Origin of the sequence: Sphingopyxis sp. JAI108 (genome assembly GCF_013410105.1) — a bacterium.
GTDB lineage: Bacteria > Pseudomonadota > Alphaproteobacteria > Sphingomonadales > Sphingomonadaceae > Sphingopyxis > Sphingopyxis chilensis.
The window spans coordinates 1,955,467-1,979,435 of sequence record NZ_JACCCJ010000001.1 but is presented as its reverse complement, the minus strand read 5'-3'; the positions used below and the strand labels follow the sequence as shown (position 1 = coordinate 1,979,435).

Genomic DNA, 23,969 nt, shown 5'->3' with positions numbered 1-23,969 from the left:
TCGTGGCAGCCGCGCAAGAACCACAACGCGTATCGGCGGCGGATTTCATCCGCGGCTTCGCCAATTGGCGATTGCAGTCGGCGCGCAAGCCGGTCGTCGTGACGCATCATGGCAAGGACGCGCATGTGCTGATCTCGCTCGACGATTATCGCCGGCTCGACGGGGGAGCGGCGCGCGACGTGGCCAAAGCGTCCGATTTGTTGCAGGCTTCGCTGGCCGGGCTGGTCGAATCGATCCGCGACGGGGCGATGCTGATCGACCGGCAGCGGCGCATCGCCGCAGTCAATCCTGCCGCGTCCGATATGCTGGAGATGCCGGCGGCCGGCCTGATCGGCGAAGCATTGACGACCGCGCTGCCGTCGTTCAGCGACAGTCTTATCTGCCATCACATCGCCCGCCTGCTCGACCATCGCGAACGCTTCTCGGCCGATGTGCCCGGACTGCTGCGTCCACGCCAGTGGCTGCATGTCGATCTGGTTCCGCTACCCGTCGGCGGCGCGATCGTGCTGCGCGATGTCAGCGCGGCGATGGAGGATTTCGCGGCGACCGACGTGCGGGCTGCGACGCTGGATGCGATCGAGACCGATGGCAGCATCGGCCATGTCCGCATATCCGTTCGCGAGAGTGTCGAATCGGCCAATGCGATGGTCGTCGCCCTGCTCGGAGTCGATCCCGTCGCGATCCGCCGCGTTCGATTTTCCGCCATTTTGCCCGTCGGGCAGCGCGCGGCCTTCGTCGAGGCGCTGGAATCGGTTTTCCGCTCGGGCAATCCGGCGCGGCTGTCGTCGCAGATGGTGACGCGTGGGGGAGAAGCGGTCGACGTCACGCTGACGATTGCCGAGGTGCGCGGGCCTTATGCCAGCGAAGGCGCGGTCATACTCGTCACGCGCGGCGCCGACTAACCGTAGCCTTCACCCCTTAGCCCGCGGCTGGACAAGCCCTCCCATTGCGCGCAATCATCGCCCGCGAAACGTTGCAAGTCGCAACTTGCCGTTTACGTAAAGGTGAGCGCTTATTATAAGGGCGCCAGTGCCCGATGGGAGATTCGTGATGGACATGGAATTCAGCCCCGAAGATCTCGCCTTCCAGCAGGAAGTGCGCGACTTCATCGCCGAAAATTACCCCGCCGAACTGCGCGGCAAACAGGATGAGGGCGAAGAGCTGTCCAAGGAGGATTTCCTCGCCTGGCACAAGATCCTGTACAAGAAGGGCTGGATCGCGCCCGCTTGGCCCGTCGAATATGGCGGCACCGGCTGGACGCCGACGCAGCGTTTCATCTGGTCGGAAGAGACCGCGCGCGCCGACTGCATCCGCTTGATGCCCTTTGGCCTCGCGATGGTGGGCCCGGTCATCTACACCTTCGGCACGCCCGAGCAGAAGGCGCATTTCCTGCCGCGCATCCTGTCGGGTGAGGATTGGTGGTGCCAGGGCTATTCGGAGCCGGGATCGGGTTCGGATCTCGCCTCGCTGCGTACCACGGCGGTCCGTGACGGCGACGATTATATCGTCAACGGGCAAAAGACCTGGACGACGCTCGCGCAGCACGCCGACTGGGGCTTTTTCCTCGTCCGCACCGACAAGGACGCCAAGCAGCAGGAGGGCATTTCCTTCCTTTTGATCGACATGAAGTCGCCCGGCATCACCGTGCGCCCGATCATCACATTGGGCGGCGAGCATGAGGTCAACGAGGTGTGGCTCGAAGATGTCCGCGTGCCGGTGTCGCAGCGCGTCTATGAAGAGAATAAGGGCTGGACCTGCGCCAAATTCCTGCTCGCGCACGAACGCACCGGGATCGCCGGCGTCGCGGCGTCGAAGCGCGGGATCGAGAAGGTGAAGGACATCGCCCGCACCGAGCTCGACGGCGACAAGCCGCTGATCGCCAACGCTTTCTTCAAGCGCAAGCTCGCCGAACTCGAGGTCGACCTGACCGCGCTCGAATTCACCGAACTCCGCAGCCTTGCCGGCGCGAATGCGGGCAAGGGGCCGGGACCCGAATCGAGCCTGCTCAAGATCAAGGGCAGCGAGATCCAGCAGCGGTTGACCGAACTCACGCTCGAGGCCGTCGGCCATTATGGCGCGCCCTATTTCCGCGGTTTCGGCGAAGGCGACAATGAGCATCCGATCGGGCCGGACTATGCGCATCGCGCGGCGCCCACCTATTTCAACATGCGCAAGACGACGATCTATGGCGGGTCGAACGAGATTCAGCGCAACATCATCGCGAAGATGGTGCTCGGCCTTTGATCACATAATTGACGTCATCCCGGCGAACGCCGGGATCTCGGCCTCTCGCCACGACGCGGCGGCGAGATCCCGGCGTTCGCCGGGATGACGATGAAATCGAGGATTAGAACAATGGATTTCACTTACACCGAAACACAGGACATGATCCGTGACACGCTGTCGCGCTTCCTCGGCGATACCTATGATTTCGAGACGCGACAGAAGTTCACCGGCAGCGACACGGGCCGCGATCCCGCGATCTGGACCGCGCTCGCGCAGGAACTCGGCATGCTTGGCGCGCCCTTTGCCGAGGAGCATGGCGGGCTCGGCGGGGGCGCGCTTGAAAACGCGATCGTGATGGAGGAATTGGGCAAGGTCATCGGGATCGAGCCCTATCTGCCGACCGTCGTCATCGCGGGGGGCGCCCTGAAGGCCGTCGGCGGCGCGCAGGCCGACGCGATGATCCCGGAGATCATCGCGGGCAATGTAATCGTCGCTTTCGCCTATGCCGAACCTCAGGGGCGTTACGACCTCGCCAACCTTCGCACGACCGCCAAAAAGGACGGCGCCGGCTATGTGCTGAACGGTCACAAGGGTGTCGTCTATGCCGCGCCCTGGGCGACGCACCTGCTCGTCACCGCGCGCACCGGCGGCGGTCAGCGCGACAAGGATGGCGTGTCGCTGTTCCTGATCGACGCCAACCTGCCCGGCATCGTGCGCCGTGATTATCCGACCGTCGACGGCAGCCGCGCCTCGGAAATCTATTTCGAGAATGTCGCTATTCCCGGCGAAGCGCTGCTCGGGGGCGAGGGGACGGGCCTGCCGCTGATCGAACAGATCGTCGACGAAGCGACCGTCGCGGTCTGCGCCGAGGCGACTGGCGTGATGCAGAAACTGCACGAAGGCACGCTCGAATATACACAGCAGCGCAAGCAGTTCGGCGTGCCGATCGCGAAGTTCCAGGTTCTGCAGCACCGCATGGTCGACATGTTCATGGAGGTCGAACAGGCCCGTTCGATGACGATCATGGCGACGCTGAAGCTCGGCCTGCCTGCCGATGAGCGCAAGGCGGCGGTCTCGGCGGCGAAGAACAAGGTCGCGCGCGGCGCGAAATTCGTCGGACAGAATGCGATCCAGACCCACGGCGGCATCGGCATCACGCAGGAACTGGCGATCGGCCATTATTTCAAGCGGGCTACGATGATCGAGGGGCAGTTCGGCAGCGCCGACTTCCATATGGAGCGCTATGAGCGGATCGTGCTCGCGGATTGACCGGTAGTCCCTCTTCTGGCGGGGAGGGGCATCGATGAGCGCGACCGGCCGGAGACATTGAAGGGTTTTGGCCTCTCCCCTTCAGGGGAGAGGGCTGTAGCAGATACCAACCCCTTACCGATATTCGCTAATATGCGACGTCCACCGCGATCCGGAGTGTGCGCGGGCGCAACGGTGTAAGGAAGCCTTCGTTGCCTTCGAGGAACGGCGTCCCCAGCGAAAAGCGGTTGCCGCGCGAATCGAACAGATTGGTGAGCGTCAGCGAGAGGCCTCGGCGTTCGTTACCCACCCGCATGGCGAGCCCGGTATCGACATAGTCGCCCTGGCTTTCGCCAAGCACCGGGCCGATTCCGAGGCGCGACGGCCCGACATAGTTCGCCCAGCCGTTCACGCGGAAATCCTCGTCACCGATCACGGTGGCGTAGTTCACCGACCCGCGCACAGCGTGGCTCGCGACATTGGGGATCCGCCCGAGCCGCGCGGGCGTTGCCGCGAACACGGGCAATATCTGGGGCGAAAGATCGTCGACGCGGCTGTGGTTGTAGACCGCGCCGAGTTCAAAGGTCAGCGCGGCGGTCGGTCGCATCGCGACGGCGCCGGACAGGCTGGTGATGCGGCCATTGCCGATATTGGCCGTCGTCGGAAAGCCGCTACTGTCGATGAAGTCCGCCTGGATATTGTGCCATCGGCTGTGCGAGATCGAAACGCTGGCGTCGAGCAGGCTTCGGCCCCTGTCGCCGAACCGCATCCCCGCTTCCCATGTGCGGACCTTGTCGTTCAGGAAGCGCCGGACGAAATTCCCGTCGACGGCAAGGCCACCGGGTCGGAAACCTTCCTGATAACGCGCATAGAGCCTGACATTGTCGAGCGGCGTCGCAAGCAGCGAGACCGAGGGCAGGAGGTCCGTTTCGTCGCGCGATGCGGTCGTCGCCCGGTTCGCTTCGGCCAAAGCGAAGGACACGCCTTCGGCCTCGCCGCCCAGCCGGGCGTGCGACAGGCGGAGGCCCCCCGAGGCAACCAGGTCGGGCATGATTTCGACGGTCGCTTCGGCATAGCCGGTGACCTCGGTGATCCGGTTGGTCACGCCGGGCAGGACCGCGCGCAGCGGACCATAACCATAATCGCGGTCCTGCCGCGCGCGGTTGCGAATGAAGCTCGCGCCCACCACCCAGCCGAGCCCGTCATGATAGGGCCGGGACAGGCGGTTCTCGCTGACGAACATGCGCGTGTCGTTATGCTGGTCGAGCACGCGCGGCACGTCGGCCATCGGCGTGATCTCGATCGGCGCGAAGAGGCGTTCGACATCGACCGCGCCCACGGCGACGCCGGCGTCCTGTCCGTCGCCGCGTCTGGATTCGGGAAGGCTCGCGTCGAACCGTTCGAAGAGTCGATGGTCGATGAACGCGTTGGACGACTGGAAATACAGATCGCCCCAATCCTTCATCACGACGATCGTGCCCATGCCGTAACGCGCGGTCGCGTTCTGCTCGACCATCGAGGCGCGGGTCAGCGGCGGCGCGTCCTTGTCGGCATATTGCGCGTCGTCGGAGGTGATCGCCTGATATATGCCGCCGAAATCGATCGTCCAGCCGTCGCCGGCTTCGAGGCGGAACGTGCCCCTTCCGCCGCGGACATGGACCCTGTTGACGTCGTTCTGCCCGCGCAGTGGATTGTCGATATAGCCGCCGTCGGTCAGCATATAGCCGACGAGGCGCAGGGCATGGCCGTCCTCGCCCACCGGCAGGTTGGCGATCGCCGCTATGTCGCCGCCGGGATCGCCATGCTGGGTGATCGACAGGCCGGCGATAGCCTGGACGGTCATCGCGCGCGGATCGGGCGCTTTCGGCACGACGTGGATGATGCCGCCGAGCGATCCGGCGCCATAGAGCGTGCCCTGCGGTCCTTCGAGGATTTCGACATTGTCGATGTCGTACAGCCGCAGGTCGGGGTCGGGCGCATTGTAACTGAGGCGGATATCGCCGAAATACTGGCCAACGGTCGATTGCGTCGGGCCGGTGAAGCTCGAATCGGCGATGCCCCGGATGAACAGCTTGTTGCGCCCCGAACCCAGATGGGTCGAAGAAACGGTCGCCGTGCGCGAGAGGATCGAATCCATCCCGCGCTCGCCGCCAAACGCCAAATCGCCGCCATCCAATTGGGTGACGACGCCGGCGAAATGCGAATGCGGAAGGTCGGTCTTCGACGCGGTGACGATGATCTCGTCGGCTGCCGCTGCGATCATGTGGTTCGACGGCTCGCGAGCCCGCGGCTGCGGCGCCGGTCCTGGCGGAGGTGCGGCTCTCGTGACGCGCGCCGGGACGGGGCGCCGTTCGATGCGCCAGCTCGTCGCGCTGACCCGCACCGCGCGCGCATCGGAACCGTCGAGCAGGCGCTGGATCGCCCTTTCGACGCTCATCCGCCCGCGCACCGGTTTGACGCGCGCGCGCCAGAGCTTCGCATCGGCGACGCTGATGCTGACGCCCGCCTGCCGGCTGATCAACGGAAGCGCCGCAGACAGGCTGCCTTTCGGCACGTTGAACGCGCGTTCCTCCGCCGCCAGCGCCTGCGTGGGCAGACACAGCGCAATTGCTGCCGCAGCAAAGGAAAGGCGCGGGTGCATGGTCAGCGGGTCAATATCCATCCATCACCTTGCCGAGCAGCCTTCGTGCCCGACAGCGCGGCAAGGTCGGCGATCGTTCGGTCGCGGTTCTTGTCGATGATCAGCGCGCCACGGAACGACAGGTCGCTCGCATCCGGCGCAATGCTCACCTGCATCCCGGCGGTGCGCTTCAGATCCTCGGCGACGATGGCGAGCGGCGTGCCGTTATAGACCAGAAGGCCGCTACGCCAGCCGCCGACATTCGCGACATCGACATCCCTCACCGCTGGCGGGCGGCTGTCGCCGTCGCGCGCCTCGATGCCCTTGCCCGCGACGAGCCGGACATTGTCGCGATCGGGGTTATAGAGAACGATGCCTTCGGACACCGCCACCGATGTCTGGCGATCGCGGCGCACGACATTGAACGCCGTGCCAAGATCGACGATCTTTGCGCCGCCTGTCTCGACCACAAAGGGATCCTGGTCGCGGTGCACGATATGGAACATCGCCTCGCCCGATTCGAGCCGGGCGAAGCGCGGACGATCCTCGTCGATTTCGACCACCGAAGCGCCGTTGATCTCTATCTTCGACCCGTCGGCGAGTTCGACGGTGCGATGCTCGCCCGCGAGCGTCTCGATCCGGCCGTCATTGCCAAACAGGCCCAGGCTCGACAGGCTGATCGCGCCGACCAGCGCCGCTGCGACCGCGCCGCCGAACCAGGTCCGCCGCGACGGGTGGCGGCGTGCGGGCGCGTCGGGGACCATCGTGACCGAGGGGGCGGGCGCGGGCGGCAATGCGTCAAGGTCGCAGTCGAGACTCGCGACCGCGTCGTAAATCGCGGCGTGAGCGCTGTCTTCGGCCAGCCAGTCGGCAAAGCCGTCCCAATCGGTGAAGTCCGGATCACGCTGGCGAACCAGCCAGTCGATCGCGCGCGCCTCGGCGTTCGTCGGGTCAACCTGCATCGAACTGCCTCCGGATTTCGGCGAGCTTTGCATAGACTTTGCGCAGATCGGCTTCGACGGTGCTCAGGCTGACCCCCATTTCGCCGGCGATATCGCGTTGGTGAACGCCATCGACACGAAAACGCCTGAAAATCCTGGCGGGGCGCTCGCCCGTCGCGGCAATCGCGGATTCAACGAGCGCCAGCTGCTCGCGCGAAATCATCGCGCTTTCGCTCGACGGGCTTTGCGCCGCCGACGCTTCGCCCCATGCCTTGTCGCGAAGCTCGCTCTGGCGCACCGAACGGTAGCGGTCGAGCATCAGATTGTTCGCCGCGCGCATGACATAGGGAAGGGGGTCCGAAATCGGTCCGGTGCGCCGGTCGGTCAGTCGCATCCAAAGGTCCTGAAACAGATCCTCGGCACTGTCGCCCGCACCGCGAACTTCCAGAAAGCGCACGATGCGGTCGCGGTTGGCAAGCAACACGCCTTCGATGCCTTGGGCGGCGTCGGTTCGATCTCGCGACTTGGTCATGGATTGCTTGCTTTGGAACGCCATCTTCCGTCGGTCAGCGCCGCTTCGCCCCGCGCCATACGTCCCCCCGATGACGCCGTCATATAGCGTCCAGGCTCCACCGCGCAACTGCGGTGCGGGGAAAACGGAGTTGGGCAGTGCAAGCATCTGTTTCGTCATTCGTTTCTGCCTAGGCAAGGGGGAAGCATGGGTAGGGGTAACGCTTCCCCCTTGCGGGCAGGGTCGGCCCCGGGGGGCTAGAGACCGACCCGCAGGCTCGCACGGAAGGCCCAGCCGACATGGCTTTGCTGCTCTTCCGCGGAGACTTCGCCGGCGAACTGGAAGGCCGAATTGCCGGCGACGCCGCGGAAACGGCCGACCCAGCCGCTCGTGCGATCGTCGGGAACAAGGGTGAAGGGCGTGCCGTCCTTGAAAGATGCGGTCGTCGCGCCAAGCATGCCGCTGACGATTTGACGGCGACCACCTTCGAGTTCGAAGCGCGTCCAGCCGTCATATTCGTCGGCGCCGCCGAATTCGAGACCGAGTGTCATCGTCCCCGACACCGCGAGTTCGTCGCTATCGCGGCTCAGGACGGTGAGGTCGAGCGCGTCACCACCGCCCGTTTCCTGGTAACCGTCTTCCTTCAGCTTGTAATAGTCGACCGCGACCATCGGGCGGAGGGTGAGGCCGCCGACGCGAGTGTCGTAGGCGACCGAGCCCGAGGCCGACCAAAGCGTCGCGTCCCACTTGCCCTTCATCGTCTTCTCGATGTCCTCGGCGCCGCTTTCGGCGCGGAAGATGCGCGTGCCCTTCAGGCTGACCGGCGCACCCGAGACGCGGGCGTTGGCCATGAAGCCGTCTGAGCGCAGGCGCCAGTGCAGCGCGCCTTCGAACTGGCTCGTGCTGACTTCGTTGGCGTTGCTGCCGTTGCCGTCCTTGCCGCTGAGGTAGGCGACCGAACCGCCGAAATTGCCGACGTCGCTTTCGATTTCGGCACCAAGCGAGATGCCCCAGCCGCTGACGTCATAGCTCGCGGTGTCGCCGACGCTCTTCGAGGTGCCCCAGACGGCCTGGTTGACCCAATAGCCCCATTTGCCCTCATCCTGATAGGGCGCGCTGGGGTCCTGGAGATAGCGCGACAGCGCCCGCGAGCCCGAGGTGACGGTCTCGAACACGCCGCCCTCATGCTCGGGGAGCATCTGGCCGAGTTGATTGCGGAACTGGTCGCCGTCGGTGATGCCGAGGAAGACATCCTCGATCTTCTCGTCGCTGACGACAGCGTCGAGCACCGCGTCGAACGCGCCGCTTTCCGAACGATTGAGGCCGAGCTCTGAGGTGCTCTTGCGCGACACATCGACGATGAGCTGCGTGGCGTTCGAGGTCAACGTACCCTTGTAAAGGAAGGGCAGCAGCGTCTGCGAGGCGGTGAGGTTATCGGCGCCGGTCAGCGTGCCGGCGGTCAGGACGACATGCTCGCCCTCGGCCTGCTCGATGCTCGACAATCTGAGCGCGAGTTTGGAATCTTCGCCGAAGCTGGCGTTGCCCGTCACCTGGAGCGCCGTCCCCGTCGCGCCGTTGTCGAGCATCACCGCAAGCGTGCCTTCGTCGGTGATCGCCAGCGAGGAGATGGTGGCCGCGCCGCTGACGTCGAAGGCACCGCCGGCAACCGAAACCGCGAGCCCTTGCGAATTGGCGAGCGTGCCCGAGAAGATCGACGTGCCGCCGATCGTCAGCGTGTCGGTGCCCCCGCCGAAATCGGCGAGCCCGGTGAACTTCGACGTTCCGGCCAGCGTCATCGTATCGTTGCCGGCACCGAAGCGGGCATTGCCGGCGTAGGTCGCATCGCCCGACAGCGCGAGCTTGTTGTTGCCGGTGCCGAAGAAGCTGTTCCCCTTCACCGAACCGTCGGCGATGTCGAACACGTCGTTGCCTCCGCCGAAGCGGACATCGCCGACGATGCTGGGTGCGGTAGCGGTCGAGGCGACCGCGGTCTGCTTCACGGTCGCACCGCCGTTGTTCGCCGACAGGTCGATCGCGATGTTGCGGTCGGACGAGGCGAGCGCGCCCGTCGCGCTGATCGTGCCGCTGTTCTCGACCGTGTCGACATTGCCCGACAGATCGACGATGCCGCGCGCGATACCGCCGTCACCGCCGGTCTTGGCGGTGATCGTGCCGCTGTTGCGGATCAGCGGAACGTCGCCGCCAGCTTCGATCAGCACCGCCGTCGCGACCGCGTCCGCAGCCTTGCCGCCGGTCGTCGCCTCGATCTTGCCCGCGTTGCGGATTTCGGGGGTCGTCGCGCCGCTGCCGATGCGGATGGCCGTGGCGGCCTTGTCCTTCGACTGCGCGGCGACGCTTCCGGTGCCGCCGATACCGATGCCGCCGGCGATGGTGACCGCGCCGCCAAGGCCGCCGATCTGGATCGCGTTGCCGTCCTTGCCGGCGTAAAGGCCGTTACCGAGCACGGCGCCGTCGATGATGAAGCCAAGGCCGGTGCCGGTGCCCGGGACAGCGCCGATCGCGACGTCGCGGTCGGCCGAACCGATGCTGATCGCCGCCGCCGAACCGAAGGAGCGCACCACGGCGTTACCTTCCTTGGCGTCCTCGATCCCGTCCTTGTCCTCATCCTTGTCGTCGGGCTTGGCGTCCTTGGGCGCGACCGCCAGAATTATGCCGCCGGTCACATCGCCCTCGACCGACAGCGCGCTGCCGCCAATCAACAGGTCGTCGGCATCCAGTTTCGACGGATCGCTCGGCGGCGTCGTGAAGCGGTAGCCGGTGGCGGTGATATTGCCCTGGACGACGAGCGAGCCGGTGACGTCGCCGCCAAGGCGGGCGCCGATCGCATCGACGCCGGTGGCCGAGATCGTGCCGGCCAGCCGGACGTTGCCGGTCACATCCTGCAGGCCGACGCCGAGCGCACGATCGCCGAGCACGCTGATCGTTCCGTCGTTGGTGAAATTGCCGGTCAGCGGGCCGCCGAGCCGGATGCCCGCGGAGTCATTGCCCTCGATCGCGATCGCGCCTGAATTGACGATGTTGCCGTTAAAGGCGCCCGCGGTCGCGATGCCGACGCGGTTGCTGCCGATCGCGAATGCGCCGTCGAGGTCGCCGTCTTTGTCGATGTCGGTCGCGGCATAGGTTTCGCCGATGGTGATCTTGCCGCTGGCGCTGTTCGTGATGCCGCCCGACGTGCCGGCACCCGCCAGAATGCCCGTCGCGCCATCGACATTGGTGAACTCGATCGTGCCTTCGTTGACGACCTTGTGGTTGCTGTCGATCGTGACCGCCGGCCCGGTGACGGTCGGCTTGATCGACCCCGCCGAGGTGATCTTGATATCGTCGGGCGCGCCGGATTTGATGGTCGAGGTGCGTACCGGAGCCGTCGTCGCGGTGGTGATCGTCGTTTCGGCATGGGCGGCGGTCGAAAGGAGGGTGGCCAAGCATGTGGAGGCCAGCAAGGTCTTGCGCATCGGGTTCCTCTTGAGATCGGGACCGGGACCTCTTCCCGGCGACAACCACAAGACGGAGCGGTGCTGGCGCGGCCTTGGAAAAAAATGCAGGGTTCCAAAGCCGGGCTTCAGCGGCGATGGGGAGCCGCGCCCGGCGGCAGGGAACCGCGCATAGCTATGCCCTGTTGCATCCTTGTCGGCTGTGCGACATTCCACAATGGCACCGGCACCGGGACCGGCAAGGGAGAGTCATGAGCGAACGGATCGTCACGGTCGATATCGGCGGAACCCATGCGCGCTTCGCCATTGCGGAAATCGAGGGCGGCCGGGTTCTCTCGCTCGGCGAAGCGACGACGCTGCATACCAAGGATCATGCGAGCTTCCAGACCGCGTGGCAGGATTTCGAGCGCCAGCAGGGCGGAACCCTGCCTCGCGCGGTGGCCATCGCGATCGCCGGGCCGACGCGCGGCGAGATCATCCGGTTCACGAACAATCCGTGGATCATACGTCCGGCGCTGATCAACGAGAAGATGGACGTCGACCGCTATGTCCTCGTCAATGATTTCGAGGCCGTCGGTCATGCGGTCGCGCAGGCCGACGAAAGCTATTTCGAGCGGCTGACCGGCCCCGACGAGCCGCTACCCGCGATGGGTACGATCACGATCATCGGGCCCGGAACCGGCCTCGGCGTCGCGCATATCTGGCGCGACGGCGCCAACTATCGGGTGCAGGCGACCGAGGGCGGGCATATCGACTTCGCGCCGCTCGACAGCATCGAGGACGCGATCCTCGCGCGGCTGCGCAAGCGCCATCGCCGCGTGTCGATCGAACGGATCGTCTCGGGTCCAGGTATCGTCGATATTTATGAAACGCTGGCGGCGCTCGAAGGGCGCGCGATCCCGCGGCTCGACGACAAGGCGATCTGGACCAATGCGATGGAAGGGGGCGACAGCCTTGCCGCGGCGGCGGTTGATCGCTTCTGCCTGTCGCTGGGCAGCGTCGCGGGCGACCTGGCGCTGGCGCAGGGGGCTAGCGGCGTCGTTATCGCCGGTGGTCTTGGGCTGCGCATCCGCGACAGTCTTGTACGCTCGGGCTTTCCTGAACGCTTCATCGAAAAGGGTCGCTTCGAAGGCTTTATGTCGGCGCTGCCCGTAAAGCTGATCACGCACCCGCAGCCGGGCCTTTTCGGCGCCGCAGCCGCCTTCGCGCGCCAACACGCCTAAGATTTCTCTGGCGCGGGGGCGGCGAAATCGGCAGCATGCCGCTCATGTCGCAACGTCCCGTCCTCGGTATCATCGCCTGCAATCGCACCGTCGGGACCGAGGTCGCGCAGACGGTGATCAATCGCTACGCGACCGCGGCAATGCGCCATGCCGACTGCGCCGCACTGATCATTCCATCGCTGCCCGACCATATGCGCGGCGCTGAGATCGTCGGGCGCCTCGACGGGGTGCTGCTCACCGGCACGCCATCGAATGTCGAACCTGCGCTCTATGGCGATGCGTCCGAAGGCGAGGGGCCCTTCGACCCCGATCGCGACCGCATGATGACCGATCTTGTCGAGGCGGTCATCGCGGCGCGGCGGCCCCTCTTCGGTATCTGCCGCGGCTTTCAGGAAATCAATGTGGCGCTCGGCGGCACATTGCGTCGCGACACGTCGGCGAGTGGTGAATTGCTGCACCATCACGCGCCCGATGGCGTGCCGTTCGACGCGATGTTCGACCATCGGCACAAGGTCAACCTGATCGAAGGCGGCGTGCTGGCTTCGGCCTATGGCGCGCCGTCGCTCGACGTGAATTCGGTTCACTATCAGGGCATCGGAGCGCTTGCCGACGGATTGAGGGTCGAGGCGCGCGCGCCCGACGGGCTGGTCGAGGCCTATAGCGCGCGGCCGAACGGCGCGCCGCTGCTTGCGGTGCAATGGCACCCCGAATGGGCGACCGACGACAACAGTGACAGCCGGACCTATTTTCAGCTGCTCGGACGCGCGTTAAGAGGTGCGCTATGAATTGCCGCGTCACCCGATACGACCGCTATCTCGCACGGCTATGCTTCTCGCCCTGATCGACCGGACGCCTTCCACGTCCGTTCGCCGCCACGCGCGGCTCATCGATCAGGAGTTTGACATGCCCCGCAATCACGACATCGCCGAACTGCGCCGCCTCGACGTCGCGCATCATCTTCCCGCACAGGCCGATTGGGCCGAAATCGAAAAGCTCGGCGGCAGCCGCATCATCACCCACGCCGAGGGCTGTTACATCCACGACGGCGACGGCCACCGCATCCTCGACGGCATGGCCGGCCTGTGGTGCGTCAACGTCGGTTATGGCCGCGAGGAGCTGGTCGAAGTGGCGGCCACGCAGATGCGCGAGCTGCCCTTCTACAACACCTTCTTCAAGACCGCGACGCCGCCGACGGTGACGCTGGCGGCGAAGATTGCGAGCCTTACCGGAAACCGCCTGCCGCACGTCTTTTTCAATGCCTCGGGCAGTGAGGCGAACGACACGGTGTTCCGTATGGTGCGTCATTATTGGAAGCTGAAGGGCGAACCCCAGCGCACCGTCTTCATCAGCCGCTGGAACGCCTATCATGGCTCGACCGTCGCGGGCGTTTCGCTCGGCGGCATGAAGGCCATGCACGCGCAGGGCGACCTGCCGATCCCCGGCGTCGAGCATGTCCGCCAACCCTATGCCTATGGCGAAGGGCAGGGGATGACCGAGGAGGAATTCTGCGACGCCTGTGTGCAGGCGATCGAGGACAAGATCATCGAGGTCGGCCCCGAAAAGTGCGCAGCCTTTATCGGCGAGCCGGTGCAAGGCGCGGGCGGCGTGATCATCCCGCCGAAGGGATATTGGCCCAAGGTCGAGGCGGTGGCGCGCAAATATGGCCTGCTCGTCGTCGCCGACGAAGTGATTTGCGGCTTCGGGCGCACCGGCAAGATGTGGGGCCATGAGACGATGGGCTTCACCCCCGACCTGATGCCGATGGCGAAAGGGCTGTCGTCGGGTTACCTGCCGATTTCGGCGACCGCGGTCGCGAGCCATGTCGTCGAGATGCTGAAGACCGGCGGCGATTTTGTCCATGGCTTCACCTATTCGGGGCACCCGGTCTGCGCCGCCGTCGCGCTCAAGAATATCGAGATCATCGAGCGCGAAGGCCTCGTCGAGCGCACGGGCAGCGTCACCGGTCCGCATCTCGCCAAGGCGCTCGCGACGCTGAACGACCACCCGCTCGTCGGCGAGACGCGCTCCGTCGGGCTGCTCGGCGCGGTCGAGATCGTGGCGGACAAGGAAACGCGCGCGCGCTTCGGCGGTGCCGAGGGCACGGCGGGGCCGATGGCGCGCGACGCGTGTATCGCGAACGGGCTGATGGTGCGCGGCATCCGCGACAGCCTGGTCATGTGCCCGCCGCTGATCATCACCACCGACCAGATCGACGAGATGGTTGCCATCATCCGCAAATCGCTCGATGAAGTGATGCCGAAACTCCGCGCGCTCTAAACAGGAAAGACCAAACCCTTATGCCCTCCGGCCTTTTTGCCCTGCTCGATGATATTGCGACCATCGCCAAGGTCGCCGCGGCAAGCATCGACGATATCGGCGCCGCGGCGTCGAAGGCCGGAGTCAAGGCGGCGGGGGTCGTCGTCGACGATACCGCGGTGACGCCGCGCTATGTCACCGGCTTCACCCCCGATCGCGAGCTGCCGATCATCTGGCGGATCACCAAGGGCTCGCTGCGCAACAAGCTGCTCTTCATCGTGCCGGCATTATTGCTGCTCTCGGCGGTCGCGCAATGGGCGATCACGCCGCTGCTGATGCTCGGCGGCGCCTATCTCTGTTTCGAGGGCGCAGAGAAGGTGCTGCATTCGCTCCAGAAACACGACACGAGTCTGGCCGAAGACGCGGCGATCGTCGCCGATCAGGACCATGAAGAAACGATGGTGAAGGGCGCGGTGCGCACCGACTTCATCCTGTCCGCCGAAATTATGGTGATCGCATTGAACGAGGTGCTCGACGAGCATTTCGCGATGCGCGCAGCCACGCTCGCGGTCGTCGCTGTCGCGATTACTGTAGCGGTTTACGGCGTCGTCGGGCTGATCGTGAAGATGGACGATATCGGCCTCCACATGGCGAAGGAAGGCAACAGCGCGCGCCGGGCGATCGGGCGCGGGCTCGTGTCCTTCATGCCCAAGCTCTTGGCGGCGCTGGCGCTGATCGGCACGGCGGCGATGCTGTGGGTGGGTGGCCAGATTTTCCTGCACGGCCTCGACGAATATCATATCGGCAATATCGGCCATGGCCTCAACGATTTCGCGCATGCCGTGGCGGGGAACCTGCCGGGTGCGGGCGTTTGGGAATGGCTGATCAATGCGGGCGGAGCGGGCATTTTCGGGCTGCTCCTTGGCGGGCTGATCGTCGGCGCACTGCATCTGTTGCCTGGGAAGAAGGCCCACTAATTTCGTCATTGCGAGCGGAGCGAAGCAATCTCAAGCTATCGCCCTGCAAAAGGCCGATGGCCGGAGATTGCCGCGTCGCCTTCGACTCCTCGCAATGACGATCTTGTGGGTTGCGCCGGCACCGCCCGGACGGCCCAGTGTCAGCCCAACAATACAACCGGGCTATCCGCCCGCCAGTGCATGCTGACCTTGTCGCCCCAGGTGAAATCGTCCTGATCATGCCGCGACAGGTTCGGGCGGGACACGCGGAGGCACGCGCCCGATTCCAGCTCGATCTCGAACAGGGTTATGTCGCCGAGATAGCTCATCCCTTTGATCTTGCCGCGCGCGAAATTATAGCCGTCGGGGGCGTCCTGCGCCGCGGCCTTGACCGCCTTGCCTTCGCCGGGGACGTGAAGGTAAATCTTCTCGGGGCGCAGCGCGATCCAGACATCGGCGCCGTGCGGGCCGGTGACGCCGTGGTTGAGATAGACCTTGCCGAGCCCCGGACAATCGACCGCCGCCTTGTCGGGGTCGTCGAGCGTCAGTTTGCCCTCGAAGATATTCACCGACCCGACGAAATCGGCGACGAAGCGGTTGGCGGGATATTCGTAGAGGTCCGATGGCGTCGCGAGTTGCGCCACTTCGCCCTTGTTAATGACGCCGATGCGGCACGCCATCGACAGCGCTTCGTCCTGATCGTGGGTAACGGTGACGAAGGTGATGCCGACCCGTTCCTGGAGATCCGAAAGCTCGAACTGCATCTGCCCCCGCAGCTTGGCGTCGAGCGCCGATAGCGGTTCATCGAGCAGCAGCACCTTGGGACGCATCACGAGGCTGCGCGCCAGCGCGACGCGCTGGCGCTGCCCGCCCGACATCTGGTCGGGCATCCGGCCTTCGAACCCGCCGAGCTTGACGAGTTCGAGCGCCTCGGCAACGCGGTCGCTGACCTCGCCGCCCTTCACCCCTGCGATCCTGAGGCCATAAGCGACATTGTCGGCGACGCTCATGTGCGGGAACACGGCGTAGCTCTGGAACACCATGTTCACCGGCCGCCTGTTCGGCGGGATTCCCGCCATGTCATGCCCGTCGATCAATATCTTGCCTTCAGTTGGCAGTTCGAAACCTGCGATCATGCGGAGTAGTGTCGTCTTGCCGCACCCCGACGGGCCCAAAAGCACGAAGAACTCCCCGGCGTTGATGTCGAGGCTGACATTGTCGACTGCGGTGACCTTGCCGAAACGTTTGGAGACATTTTTGATCTGGATGATCGGTTTGGCGGGTTCGGTCATGGTCAGTGGGTTTCCGCAATGGCTTTCACGCCCTGAAGCTTGAGCGCGACGAAGGTCAGGACGACGGTGAGGATGATGAGCAGCGTCGAAGCCGCATTGACCTCCGGCGTCACCGAAAAGCGGACCATCGAATAGACCTTCACCGGAAAGGTGATCGTGTCGGGGCCGCTGGTGAAATAGGTGATGACAAAATCGTCGAGGCTGAGCGTGAACGACAAGAGCGCCCCCGCGACCAGCGCGGGCCTGATGTGCGGGATCAGCACGTCGCGGAAGACCTGCCATTCGCTGGCGCCCAGATCCTTCGCCGCCTCTTCCTGCTCGCGGTTGAAGCTCGCGAGACGCGAGCGCACAACCATCGTCACGAAGGGGAAGCAGAAGGTGATGTGCGCGATGGTGATCGCGCCGAGGTTGAACGGCCAGACAAGATCGGTCGGCCAGTCGATCGCGGCGAAGAACATCAGGAAGGCGACGCCGAGGCAGATTTCTGGGACGATGATCGGCAACGATATGGTGCCATCGACCACGCCCTTCAGCGGGAAGCGGAAACGCCAGAGCATCACTGCGGCGACCGCGCCGAGGACAAGACTGGCAACCGTCGCCAGCGCGGCAATTGTGAGCGAGTTGACGAGCGCCTCGACCAACTGGTCGTTTCCGAGCGCCTTTTCATAATATTTGGTCGTGAATCCGCGCCACACGACGTTGCGCTTGCTGTCGTTGAAGCTGAAGATGATCAGCACGATCAACGGCGCGTAGAGAAACAGCATCACCGCGCCGACCCAGAGGCGCATCCACAGCGTCCGGCTATATTCGAGCGGTGCGATCGGCGTGCGGGCGAAGAGGGCCATCAGCGCGCCTCCGGCACTTTGCGGCGCATCGATTGCAGCGCGATCAGGATGAACATCGCATAGATGAGCAGGAAGGAAAGGGCGGCGCCAAAGGGCCAGTCATTCGCCTTCTTGAACTGCCGCTCGATCACGTTCGCGATCATCTGGCTGTCGGTTCCGCCCATCAGGTCGGGGGTCAGATAGGCACCGAGCGCGGGGATCAGCGTGATCATCACCCCGGCAACGATGCCCGGCGCAGCAAGCGGCACGACGATGCGCATGATCGTGCGGAAATGGCCGGCCCCCAGGTCGAGGCTCGCTTCGATCAGGCTGCGGTCGAGCCGGTCGAGCGCGGCGTACAGCGGCAGCACCATGAAGGGCAGGTGGACATAAACGAGGCCGAACACGACCGCGAAATTGTTGAAGAGCAGCTCGACCGGCTCCCAAGTTGGTAGCGGCTGAAGCCCGACAAGCGATTTCAGCCAACTCGCGCCGTCCCACAACGCCCCCAGCCCCTTGTTCGCGAAGCCCTGCGTGCCGAGCAGCATCATCAGCGCATAGGTGCGAATGAGGAGGTTGGTCCAGAAGGGCAGCATGATGCCGAGCAGCAGCCACGGCCGCCATTTCTCGCTGGCGAACGTGATCGCCATTGCCACCGGAAAGCCGACGATCAGGCAGATCAGCGTGACGAGCGCCGCGACCGCGAAACTCTTGCCGAAAATGGTGAGGTAGAGCCACTCGGTGGCGCGCTTGTAATTGTCGAGCGTGCCCGAAATCTCGATGTCGGTGAGGCCCCTGTTCTCGCCGAAGCTGTAGAGCCAGACGATCGCCATCGGGACGAGAAAGAACAGAATGATCCAGAAGAGCGTGGGCAGCGACACCGCCGCGAAGACCCTCTTGTTCGTTCTCCAATCCTGTTCGGCCACCCCCCGATGCCCCTTCCGTTCGTCAGGCGGCCCGAACCCTGGTGAAGGCTTCCTCGAACAAGGGCTGAAGCTCGGCGTTGAACCGCGCATATTCGCATTTCGCGAGCGCGTCGGCGGGCGGGAAGATGACCGGATTATTCTTGTAGCTGTCGGGCATCAGTTTTTTCGCCGCCGCGTTGGGCGTCGGATAGAGGATCGTCTCGGTGATATGCTTGTCGACATTGGCGTCTAGGATATAGTTGATAAAGGCGTGCGCATTCTTCGGGTGCGGCGCGCCCTTCGGGACACAGAGATTGTCTGAATTGAGCTGGCTGCCTTCCTTCGGAATGACGAAGTCGATGTCGTCGTCCTCGACCATCGCCTGCGCGATGTCGCCATTATATTCGAGCACGACGTCGACGTCGCCCTTGAGCAACAGATCCTGCCCGTCGTCTTCGTGGAATTTCTTCACATTGGGCTTTTGCTTGATCATCATCTTTTCGATCGTCGCAATGTCCGCGGGGGTCAGCGCATTGACCGATTTGCCGAGATATTTGCCATAGAGACGGAACATGTCGCCCGCTTCGGACAGCCAGGCGATGCGGCCGGCATATTCGGGGCTGTCGAACAGGATTTTCCAGCTGTCGGGCGTCGCCGACACTTTCGACTTGCGATAGCCGATGCCGAGCGCGAGCCAGGTGTAGGGCATCGAAAATTTGCGCTGCAGGTCATATTCGACGTTGATGTAGGCGGGATCGATATTCTTCTTGTTGGGAATGAGGGCATGGTCGAGCGGCATCAGCATGTCGGCCTTTGACATCCGCTCGACGAAATCATTCGACGGCACAATCACGTCATAGCCGGGGTTGCCGGCCTTGAACTTGGCGAACAGCACGTCGTTGCTGTCGAACAGGTCCATCGTCACATCGACGCCCGTCGCCTGCTTGAAATCGTCGAGCGTATTCTCGCCGATATAGGTGTCCCAATTGTAGAAGTTGAGCTTGGCTTCCTCGCCGTTCGCGAGCGTTTTGCCGCCTTCCTTGCTGCAGGCGGCGAGCCCGCCGAAACTGATCCCGACCGCCGTGGCGCCAAGCGCCTGGAGCAGCGAGCGGCGCCCGCGCGTTTGCTTGATCAGTTCGTCGAAATTCATGGCCAGCCTCCCTGTATGTGACGTCAAGCTGACTTAATAAGGGCGGCTTGGAAAGAGGCTTTTTTGCGCCGCACCAAGATTCTGTGAAATTATCATGCGTTACGCAGATACCAATCGTAATCGAGCGTCGGCACGACACTGAAATAATTATCCTGCTCGACGCGCTTCACGACGCTGAACATGTCAACGAACCGGTCGCCCAGATAATCGCGCATCAGCGTCGACGCGTGGAAGCGATCGACCGCGGCGAACCAGTTCGACGGCGGTTTGTCGTCGCCGCTATTGTCGCGGTCATAGCCGTTGCCGACGACCGCCGCTCCGGGGTGGGTCTTGTTCGCCATGCCGTGGTGCATCCCGGCGAGCACGGCGGCGACCGCAAGATAAGGATTTGCGTCGGCGCCGCACGCGCGATGTTCGACGTGGCGGCTTTCCGGCGGGCCGGCGGGGATGCGGAACGAGACGGTGCGGTTGTTGACGCCCCAGGTCGGCGCGACGGGGGCATAGCTGTTTGCCTTGAAACGGCGATAGCTGTTCGCGTGCGGCGCAAAGAGCGCGAAACCGTCGCCAACGCTGCCGATCATGCCGCCGATCGCGTGGCGGAGTGCTGGCGTGCCGTCGGGATCGTCGCTCGCGAAGATGTTGTTGCCGGCGGCATCGTTCATCGAAACGTGGATGTGCATGCCGCTGCCCGCCTGATCGGCGAAGGGCTTGGCCATGAAGGTGGCTTCGAGACCGTGCGCTTGCGCGACCGCCTTCACCAGCCGCTTGTACATGATCGCATCGTCGCAGGCGCGCAGGCCGTCGGGCTTGTGGCGCAAAGTCAGCTCGAACTGGCCGGGTGCAAATTCGGAGATCGCGCTTTCGAGCGGCAGGTCCTGCACGTCGGTCGCGGCGTAGAGCGCATCGAAAAAGGGCCGGAAATCGTCGAGCTCGCGCAGGCCGTAAACTTCGACGTTGCGCGGCGTGTCGCGGCTGTAGCCGGGGCGGGCGGGGCGGATACGGCCGTCGCGCGCGCGGCGCGGATCGACGAGATAGAATTCCAGTTCGACTGCGAGAACCGGCGTAAGGCCGTCCGCGGCGAAGCGGTCGATAACGCGGCCAAGGACGTGGCGCGGGTCGAGGTCGTGCGGGGTGCCGTCGAGTTCGTAGAAATCGACGAGGAACTGCGCGGCATGGTCGCCGCCCCAGGGGGTGCGGACGAGCGTGCCGGGGATCGGTTTCATCGAGCGGTCGGCGTCGCCATCCTCCCAGACGAGGCCGGTTTCGACCGTGTCCTGCCCGGTGATATCGACGACGGTGATCGAACCCGGGAACATGCGGCCGCTTTCATAGACCGCGAGGACCTCGTGCTGGCGCAGCCGCTTGCCGCGCGGCACGCCGCCCATGTCGGTGTAGATCATCTCGATCGAATCGACGTCGGGGTTGGCCTTGAAAAAGGCCTCGGCCTCCGACCGCGGCGCGATGGCGCCCGATGACTTCGACATGGCAATCCGCTCCTTCACCCCAACCGGTCGCGCAGCGCATACCAGAGGAGTCCCAGTGTGGCGAGCGGACGGCGAAGCCATTTTCCCCCGGGAAAAGGCTTTGACGGCAAATCTGCCAGCACGTCGAAGCGTTCGGCGGTTTCCGCCATCGCCTCGGCAATGAGTTCGCCCGCAAGCGTCGTCACCAGCGCGCCATGCCCCGAAAATCCGTGCGCGAAAAAGACGTTCCCGCGCCGCCCGATATGCGGCAGCCGGTTCCGCGTCACGGCGACCGCGCCGCCCCAGCCGTAATCGATCCTGGCATCGGCGATCTGCGGGAAGACTTGCGCCATGTAGGGCCGCACAAACGCCGCAATGTCGCGCGGCGGCGTCTGCGAATAGCGCTCGCCGCCGCCGAAGATCAGGCGTTTATCGGCGGACAGGCGGAAATAGTTGAGCACGAAGCGGCTGTCGGCAACCGCCGCATCGCCGGGGAGCAACGCGTCAGCGTTTGCGAGCGGTTCGGTCGCGATATTATAGTTCATGATCGGCACCGTATAGCGGCCGAGATCGGGTTCGACGTCGCCGATCCAGCTGTCGGTGGCGTCGATGACATATCGCGCATCAATTTCTGCCCAGTCGGTAATCACACGCAGCCGATTTGTTGCCTCTTCAATCTGATAGGCTTGGTGGCTTTCCCAAATATCGACGCCCGCCGCTTCGGCGGCGGCGGCAAGCCCGATGGCGTAGTTCAGGGGATGGAAATGACCGCCTTGCAAGTCATGGATGCCGCCGTGGTACAACGGGGTCGCAATGTGGGCGGCCATATCGGCCCGTGCAATGACATCACTGGCGTAATCGAAACGTTTCGCAACATAGTCGGCCTCGCGCCGCATCGCGTCGAAATCATCGGGCGTCCACGCCGCCTCCAGATGACCGGCTTTCAGATCGCAGTCGATCCCGTGCTTGGCGATCCGGAACTTCACGCGATTGTCGCGCCAGCAAAGGTCGAACAGGGAGTCGGTCCGCTCGCTCCCGAATTCATCTTCCAGTTCCGAGGCCGCCCAGCGGAGGCCGGGGATCAGTTGTCCGCCGTTGCGCCCCGACGCGCCGAAGCCGATATGGGCGATCTCCACAAGGATGACGGAGAAGCCTCGTTCGGCACAAGCCAGCGCCGCGCTAAGGCCTGTAAACCCGCCGCCGATCACCGCTACATCGCATCGCGCATCACCGCGGACGTTGCCACGCGCCGTCCGCTCATGCGCGGTCGCCGCATAATAGCTGTGGTTCAGCGGATCAGTCATGGCGCGCCCGCGCGTCAGACGCGCATCAACAGATGTTCGCGTTCCCAACTCGACACCACCGATTGGTAGTTGAACAGTTCATAATCCTTCACCGCGAAGAAGATTTCGAAGAAATCGTCGCCGAGCAGGTTGCGGACCTTCTTGCACGAAGCGAAGCGGTCGAGCGCGGCTTCCAATGTGCGCGGCAGCGTGCGCGCGCGGTTGTAGGCGCTGCCGGTGATCGGTTTCGGCGGGACCATGCGATCGACCATGCCGATATAGCCGCACACCAGCGACGCCGCGATCGCAAGATAGGGGTTGCTGTCGGCGCCGGGCAGCCGGTTTTCGACGCGGCGATTATGCTTGTCGGCGATCGGAACGCGGAAGCCGCAGCTCCGGTTGTCCTCACCCCACTGGACGTTGATCGGCGCCGCGCTGTCGGGGCGCATGCGGCGAAAGCTGTTCACATTGGGGGCCCACATGGGGGAAATTTGTGGCATGAAGCGGATCAGGCCAGCGATATAGCTGCGGAACGCCGCGCTGTCGCGGCCGTTGGCGGTCGCGAACAGGTTGCGCCCGGTCTCCGCATCGACGATCGACTGATGGACGTGCATCGCGCTGCCCGGCTGGCCCGCCATCGGGTTCGCCATGAAGGTCGCGTAGACATTGTGCTGTTTCGCGACGTTGCGCACGACGCGCTTGAACAGGAACACTTCGTCGGCGAGGCGCAGCGGGTCGCCGTGGATGAAATTGACCTCAAGCTGCGCGGCGCCCATTTCGTGAATCATCGTGTCGATATCGAGCCCCATCAGCTCGCAATCGTCATAGATATGATCGATGATATCCTCATATTCGTTCATCGCCTCGAGCCCATAGGGCTGGCTCGCGCTCTCGCTGCGCCCCGACTGGCCGGTCGGCGGGGTCAGCGGGAAATCGGGGTCGGTGTTCTGCGAGACGAGGTAGAATTCGACTTCGGGCGCGATGATCGGTTTCCAGCCCTTGTCCTCATAAAGGCCGAGCACCTTCTTGAGGATCGTGCGCGGGGCAATGTCGACCTCGGTGCCGTCGCGGTTGAAAGCGTCGGCGATGACGAAGGCTGTCGGCGAGGTGAAGCCCGGCGCGACGCAGATCGTGTCGGGATCGGCGATCAATATCTTGTCGGGATCCTTGTCCCAGATGTCGTCGATATCTTCCGGATAATGGCCGTCGATCGTGCAGATGAAGACGCTGCCCGGAATTCGGAGCGACTTGTCCTTGACCGATGAGAGGAACTTTTTGGCCGGCAGGACCTTGCCGCGCTGAACCCCGTTGATGTCGGGGACGATACATTCGACTTCGTCGATATTATGGTCGCTGATCCATTGTTCCAGATTGACTGACATGCGCCCCCGATTGGGCCGAGGATCCGGCCCGTTTGTGGAAGGCCAGCCTATCGCAAGCTTGGGTAAAGCACCATAGGGACCGTTAACGGCCAGTTTTTGACATTGCCAGGCGGACGTGCGCCCGGCAATTATATTCGTCATTGCGAGCGGCGGAGCCGCGTGGCAATCCAGAGCCCGCGTAAACCGCTCTGGATTGCTTCGCTTCGCTCGCAATGACGGGTGGATGCAGGAGATGGT

At 64.2% G+C, this 23,969-nt stretch carries 18 protein-coding genes; 7 read left to right on the top strand and 11 right to left on the bottom strand.

The genetic code is table 11. The features are described 5' to 3' along the window. Nucleotides 1–2 precede the first annotated feature (2 nt). From HDC29_RS09545 to HDC29_RS09535, 3 genes are all read left to right on the top strand, one after another. Nucleotides 3–902, top strand: coding sequence for a PAS domain-containing protein (locus tag HDC29_RS09545; protein ID WP_179496572.1), 900 nt, complete (start codon nucleotides 3–5; stop codon nucleotides 900–902). Between the two features lie 148 nt (nucleotides 903–1,050). Continuing rightward, the gene (locus tag HDC29_RS09540; RefSeq protein WP_179496570.1) at nucleotides 1,051–2,244 is read left to right on the top strand and encodes an acyl-CoA dehydrogenase family protein; all 1,194 of its coding nucleotides are present in this window, start codon (nucleotides 1,051–1,053) and stop codon (nucleotides 2,242–2,244) included. 111 nt (nucleotides 2,245–2,355) lie between these two features. Beyond that, nucleotides 2,356–3,495: an acyl-CoA dehydrogenase family protein gene (locus HDC29_RS09535; protein WP_179496568.1), complete on the top strand. Its 1,140-nt coding sequence runs from the start codon at nucleotides 2,356–2,358 to the stop codon at nucleotides 3,493–3,495. A gap of 127 nt (nucleotides 3,496–3,622) precedes the next feature. Here HDC29_RS09535 and HDC29_RS09530 read toward each other — a convergent pair whose 3' ends face one another. The 4 genes from HDC29_RS09530 to HDC29_RS09515 all read right to left on the bottom strand — a co-directional run bounded on the left by HDC29_RS09530 (nucleotide 3,623) and on the right by HDC29_RS09515 (nucleotide 11,019). Then, nucleotides 3,623–6,136, bottom strand: coding sequence for a TonB-dependent receptor (locus tag HDC29_RS09530; protein ID WP_257018134.1), 2,514 nt, complete (start codon nucleotides 6,134–6,136; stop codon nucleotides 3,623–3,625). Beyond that, complete coding sequence (locus tag HDC29_RS09525) at nucleotides 6,118–7,056, bottom strand: FecR domain-containing protein (RefSeq protein ID WP_179496566.1); 939 nt, start codon at nucleotides 7,054–7,056, stop codon at nucleotides 6,118–6,120. The genes HDC29_RS09530 and HDC29_RS09525 overlap by 19 nt, the downstream gene beginning before the upstream one ends. After that, nucleotides 7,046–7,567 carry an RNA polymerase sigma factor gene (locus HDC29_RS09520; RefSeq protein WP_179496565.1) on the bottom strand — a complete coding sequence of 174 codons (522 nt, stop codon included), beginning with the start codon at nucleotides 7,565–7,567 and terminating at the stop codon, nucleotides 7,046–7,048. The genes HDC29_RS09525 and HDC29_RS09520 overlap by 11 nt, the downstream gene beginning before the upstream one ends. Nucleotides 7,568–7,803: 236 nt before the next feature. After that, the gene (locus HDC29_RS09515) at nucleotides 7,804–11,019 is read right to left on the bottom strand and encodes an autotransporter domain-containing protein (protein ID WP_179496564.1); all 3,216 of its coding nucleotides are present in this window, start codon (nucleotides 11,017–11,019) and stop codon (nucleotides 7,804–7,806) included. A gap of 230 nt (nucleotides 11,020–11,249) precedes the next feature. Here HDC29_RS09515 and HDC29_RS09510 point away from each other — a divergent pair, with 230 nt between their 5' ends. The 4 genes from HDC29_RS09510 to HDC29_RS09495 all read left to right on the top strand — a co-directional run bounded on the left by HDC29_RS09510 (nucleotide 11,250) and on the right by HDC29_RS09495 (nucleotide 15,454). Further along, nucleotides 11,250–12,221, top strand: coding sequence for an ROK family protein (locus HDC29_RS09510; RefSeq protein ID WP_179496560.1), 972 nt, complete (start codon nucleotides 11,250–11,252; stop codon nucleotides 12,219–12,221). Between the two features lie 44 nt (nucleotides 12,222–12,265). Further along, on the top strand, nucleotides 12,266–13,006 hold the full coding sequence (locus HDC29_RS09505; RefSeq protein WP_179496558.1) for a gamma-glutamyl-gamma-aminobutyrate hydrolase family protein: 741 nt from the start codon (nucleotides 12,266–12,268) through the stop codon (nucleotides 13,004–13,006). A 118-nt stretch (nucleotides 13,007–13,124) separates the two neighbouring features. Continuing rightward, nucleotides 13,125–14,498: an aspartate aminotransferase family protein gene (locus HDC29_RS09500; protein WP_179496556.1), complete on the top strand. Its 1,374-nt coding sequence runs from the start codon at nucleotides 13,125–13,127 to the stop codon at nucleotides 14,496–14,498. Between the two features lie 20 nt (nucleotides 14,499–14,518). Beyond that, nucleotides 14,519–15,454, top strand: a complete 936-nt coding sequence (locus tag HDC29_RS09495; RefSeq protein ID WP_179496554.1) for a DUF808 domain-containing protein — start codon at nucleotides 14,519–14,521, stop codon at nucleotides 15,452–15,454. Between the two features lie 140 nt (nucleotides 15,455–15,594). On the opposite strand, the gene HDC29_RS09490 is transcribed toward HDC29_RS09495, so the two are convergent. The 7 genes from HDC29_RS09490 to HDC29_RS09460 all read right to left on the bottom strand — a co-directional run bounded on the left by HDC29_RS09490 (nucleotide 15,595) and on the right by HDC29_RS09460 (nucleotide 23,732). Next, the gene (locus HDC29_RS09490) at nucleotides 15,595–16,725 is read right to left on the bottom strand and encodes an ABC transporter ATP-binding protein (protein WP_179496552.1); all 1,131 of its coding nucleotides are present in this window, start codon (nucleotides 16,723–16,725) and stop codon (nucleotides 15,595–15,597) included. A gap of 2 nt (nucleotides 16,726–16,727) precedes the next feature. Further along, nucleotides 16,728–17,570, bottom strand: coding sequence for an ABC transporter permease (locus tag HDC29_RS09485; protein ID WP_179496550.1), 843 nt, complete (start codon nucleotides 17,568–17,570; stop codon nucleotides 16,728–16,730). Next, nucleotides 17,570–18,475: an ABC transporter permease gene (locus tag HDC29_RS09480; RefSeq protein ID WP_179496548.1), complete on the bottom strand. Its 906-nt coding sequence runs from the start codon at nucleotides 18,473–18,475 to the stop codon at nucleotides 17,570–17,572. The genes HDC29_RS09485 and HDC29_RS09480 overlap by 1 nt, the downstream gene beginning before the upstream one ends. 22 nt (nucleotides 18,476–18,497) lie before the next feature. Then, on the bottom strand, nucleotides 18,498–19,604 hold the full coding sequence (locus tag HDC29_RS09475; protein WP_179496546.1) for a PotD/PotF family extracellular solute-binding protein: 1,107 nt from the start codon (nucleotides 19,602–19,604) through the stop codon (nucleotides 18,498–18,500). 92 nt (nucleotides 19,605–19,696) lie between these two features. Next, nucleotides 19,697–21,088: a glutamine synthetase family protein gene (locus HDC29_RS09470; protein WP_179496544.1), complete on the bottom strand. Its 1,392-nt coding sequence runs from the start codon at nucleotides 21,086–21,088 to the stop codon at nucleotides 19,697–19,699. Nucleotides 21,089–21,102: 14 nt separating this feature from the next. Further along, entirely contained in the window at nucleotides 21,103–22,371 is a 1,269-nt protein-coding gene (locus HDC29_RS09465; protein ID WP_179496543.1) for an FAD-binding oxidoreductase, read from the bottom strand. A gap of 14 nt (nucleotides 22,372–22,385) precedes the next feature. Then, nucleotides 22,386–23,732, bottom strand: a complete 1,347-nt coding sequence (locus HDC29_RS09460; RefSeq protein WP_179496541.1) for a glutamine synthetase family protein — start codon at nucleotides 23,730–23,732, stop codon at nucleotides 22,386–22,388. Nucleotides 23,733–23,969 lie beyond the last annotated feature (237 nt).

Coding starts and splice junctions, on each gene's coding strand:
- HDC29_RS09510 (WP_179496560.1), top strand. CDS start 11,250: ATGAGCGAACGGATCGTCACGGTCGATATCGGCGGAACCCATGCGCGC.
- HDC29_RS09465 (WP_179496543.1), bottom strand. CDS start 22,371: ATGACTGATCCGCTGAACCACAGCTATTATGCGGCGACCGCGCATGAG.
- HDC29_RS09525 (WP_179496566.1), bottom strand. CDS start 7,056: ATGCAGGTTGACCCGACGAACGCCGAGGCGCGCGCGATCGACTGGCTG.
- HDC29_RS09470 (WP_179496544.1), bottom strand. CDS start 21,088: ATGTCGAAGTCATCGGGCGCCATCGCGCCGCGGTCGGAGGCCGAGGCC.
- HDC29_RS09495 (WP_179496554.1), top strand. CDS start 14,519: ATGCCCTCCGGCCTTTTTGCCCTGCTCGATGATATTGCGACCATCGCC.
- HDC29_RS09490 (WP_179496552.1), bottom strand. CDS start 16,725: ATGACCGAACCCGCCAAACCGATCATCCAGATCAAAAATGTCTCCAAA.
- HDC29_RS09535 (WP_179496568.1), top strand. CDS start 2,356: ATGGATTTCACTTACACCGAAACACAGGACATGATCCGTGACACGCTG.
- HDC29_RS09520 (WP_179496565.1), bottom strand. CDS start 7,567: ATGACCAAGTCGCGAGATCGAACCGACGCCGCCCAAGGCATCGAAGGC.
- HDC29_RS09540 (WP_179496570.1), top strand. CDS start 1,051: ATGGACATGGAATTCAGCCCCGAAGATCTCGCCTTCCAGCAGGAAGTG.
- HDC29_RS09530 (WP_257018134.1), bottom strand. CDS start 6,136: ATGGATATTGACCCGCTGACCATGCACCCGCGCCTTTCCTTTGCTGCG.
- HDC29_RS09460 (WP_179496541.1), bottom strand. CDS start 23,732: ATGTCAGTCAATCTGGAACAATGGATCAGCGACCATAATATCGACGAA.
- HDC29_RS09475 (WP_179496546.1), bottom strand. CDS start 19,604: ATGAATTTCGACGAACTGATCAAGCAAACGCGCGGGCGCCGCTCGCTG.
- HDC29_RS09505 (WP_179496558.1), top strand. CDS start 12,266: ATGTCGCAACGTCCCGTCCTCGGTATCATCGCCTGCAATCGCACCGTC.
- HDC29_RS09485 (WP_179496550.1), bottom strand. CDS start 17,570: ATGGCCCTCTTCGCCCGCACGCCGATCGCACCGCTCGAATATAGCCGG.
- HDC29_RS09515 (WP_179496564.1), bottom strand. CDS start 11,019: ATGCGCAAGACCTTGCTGGCCTCCACATGCTTGGCCACCCTCCTTTCG.
- HDC29_RS09500 (WP_179496556.1), top strand. CDS start 13,125: ATGCCCCGCAATCACGACATCGCCGAACTGCGCCGCCTCGACGTCGCG.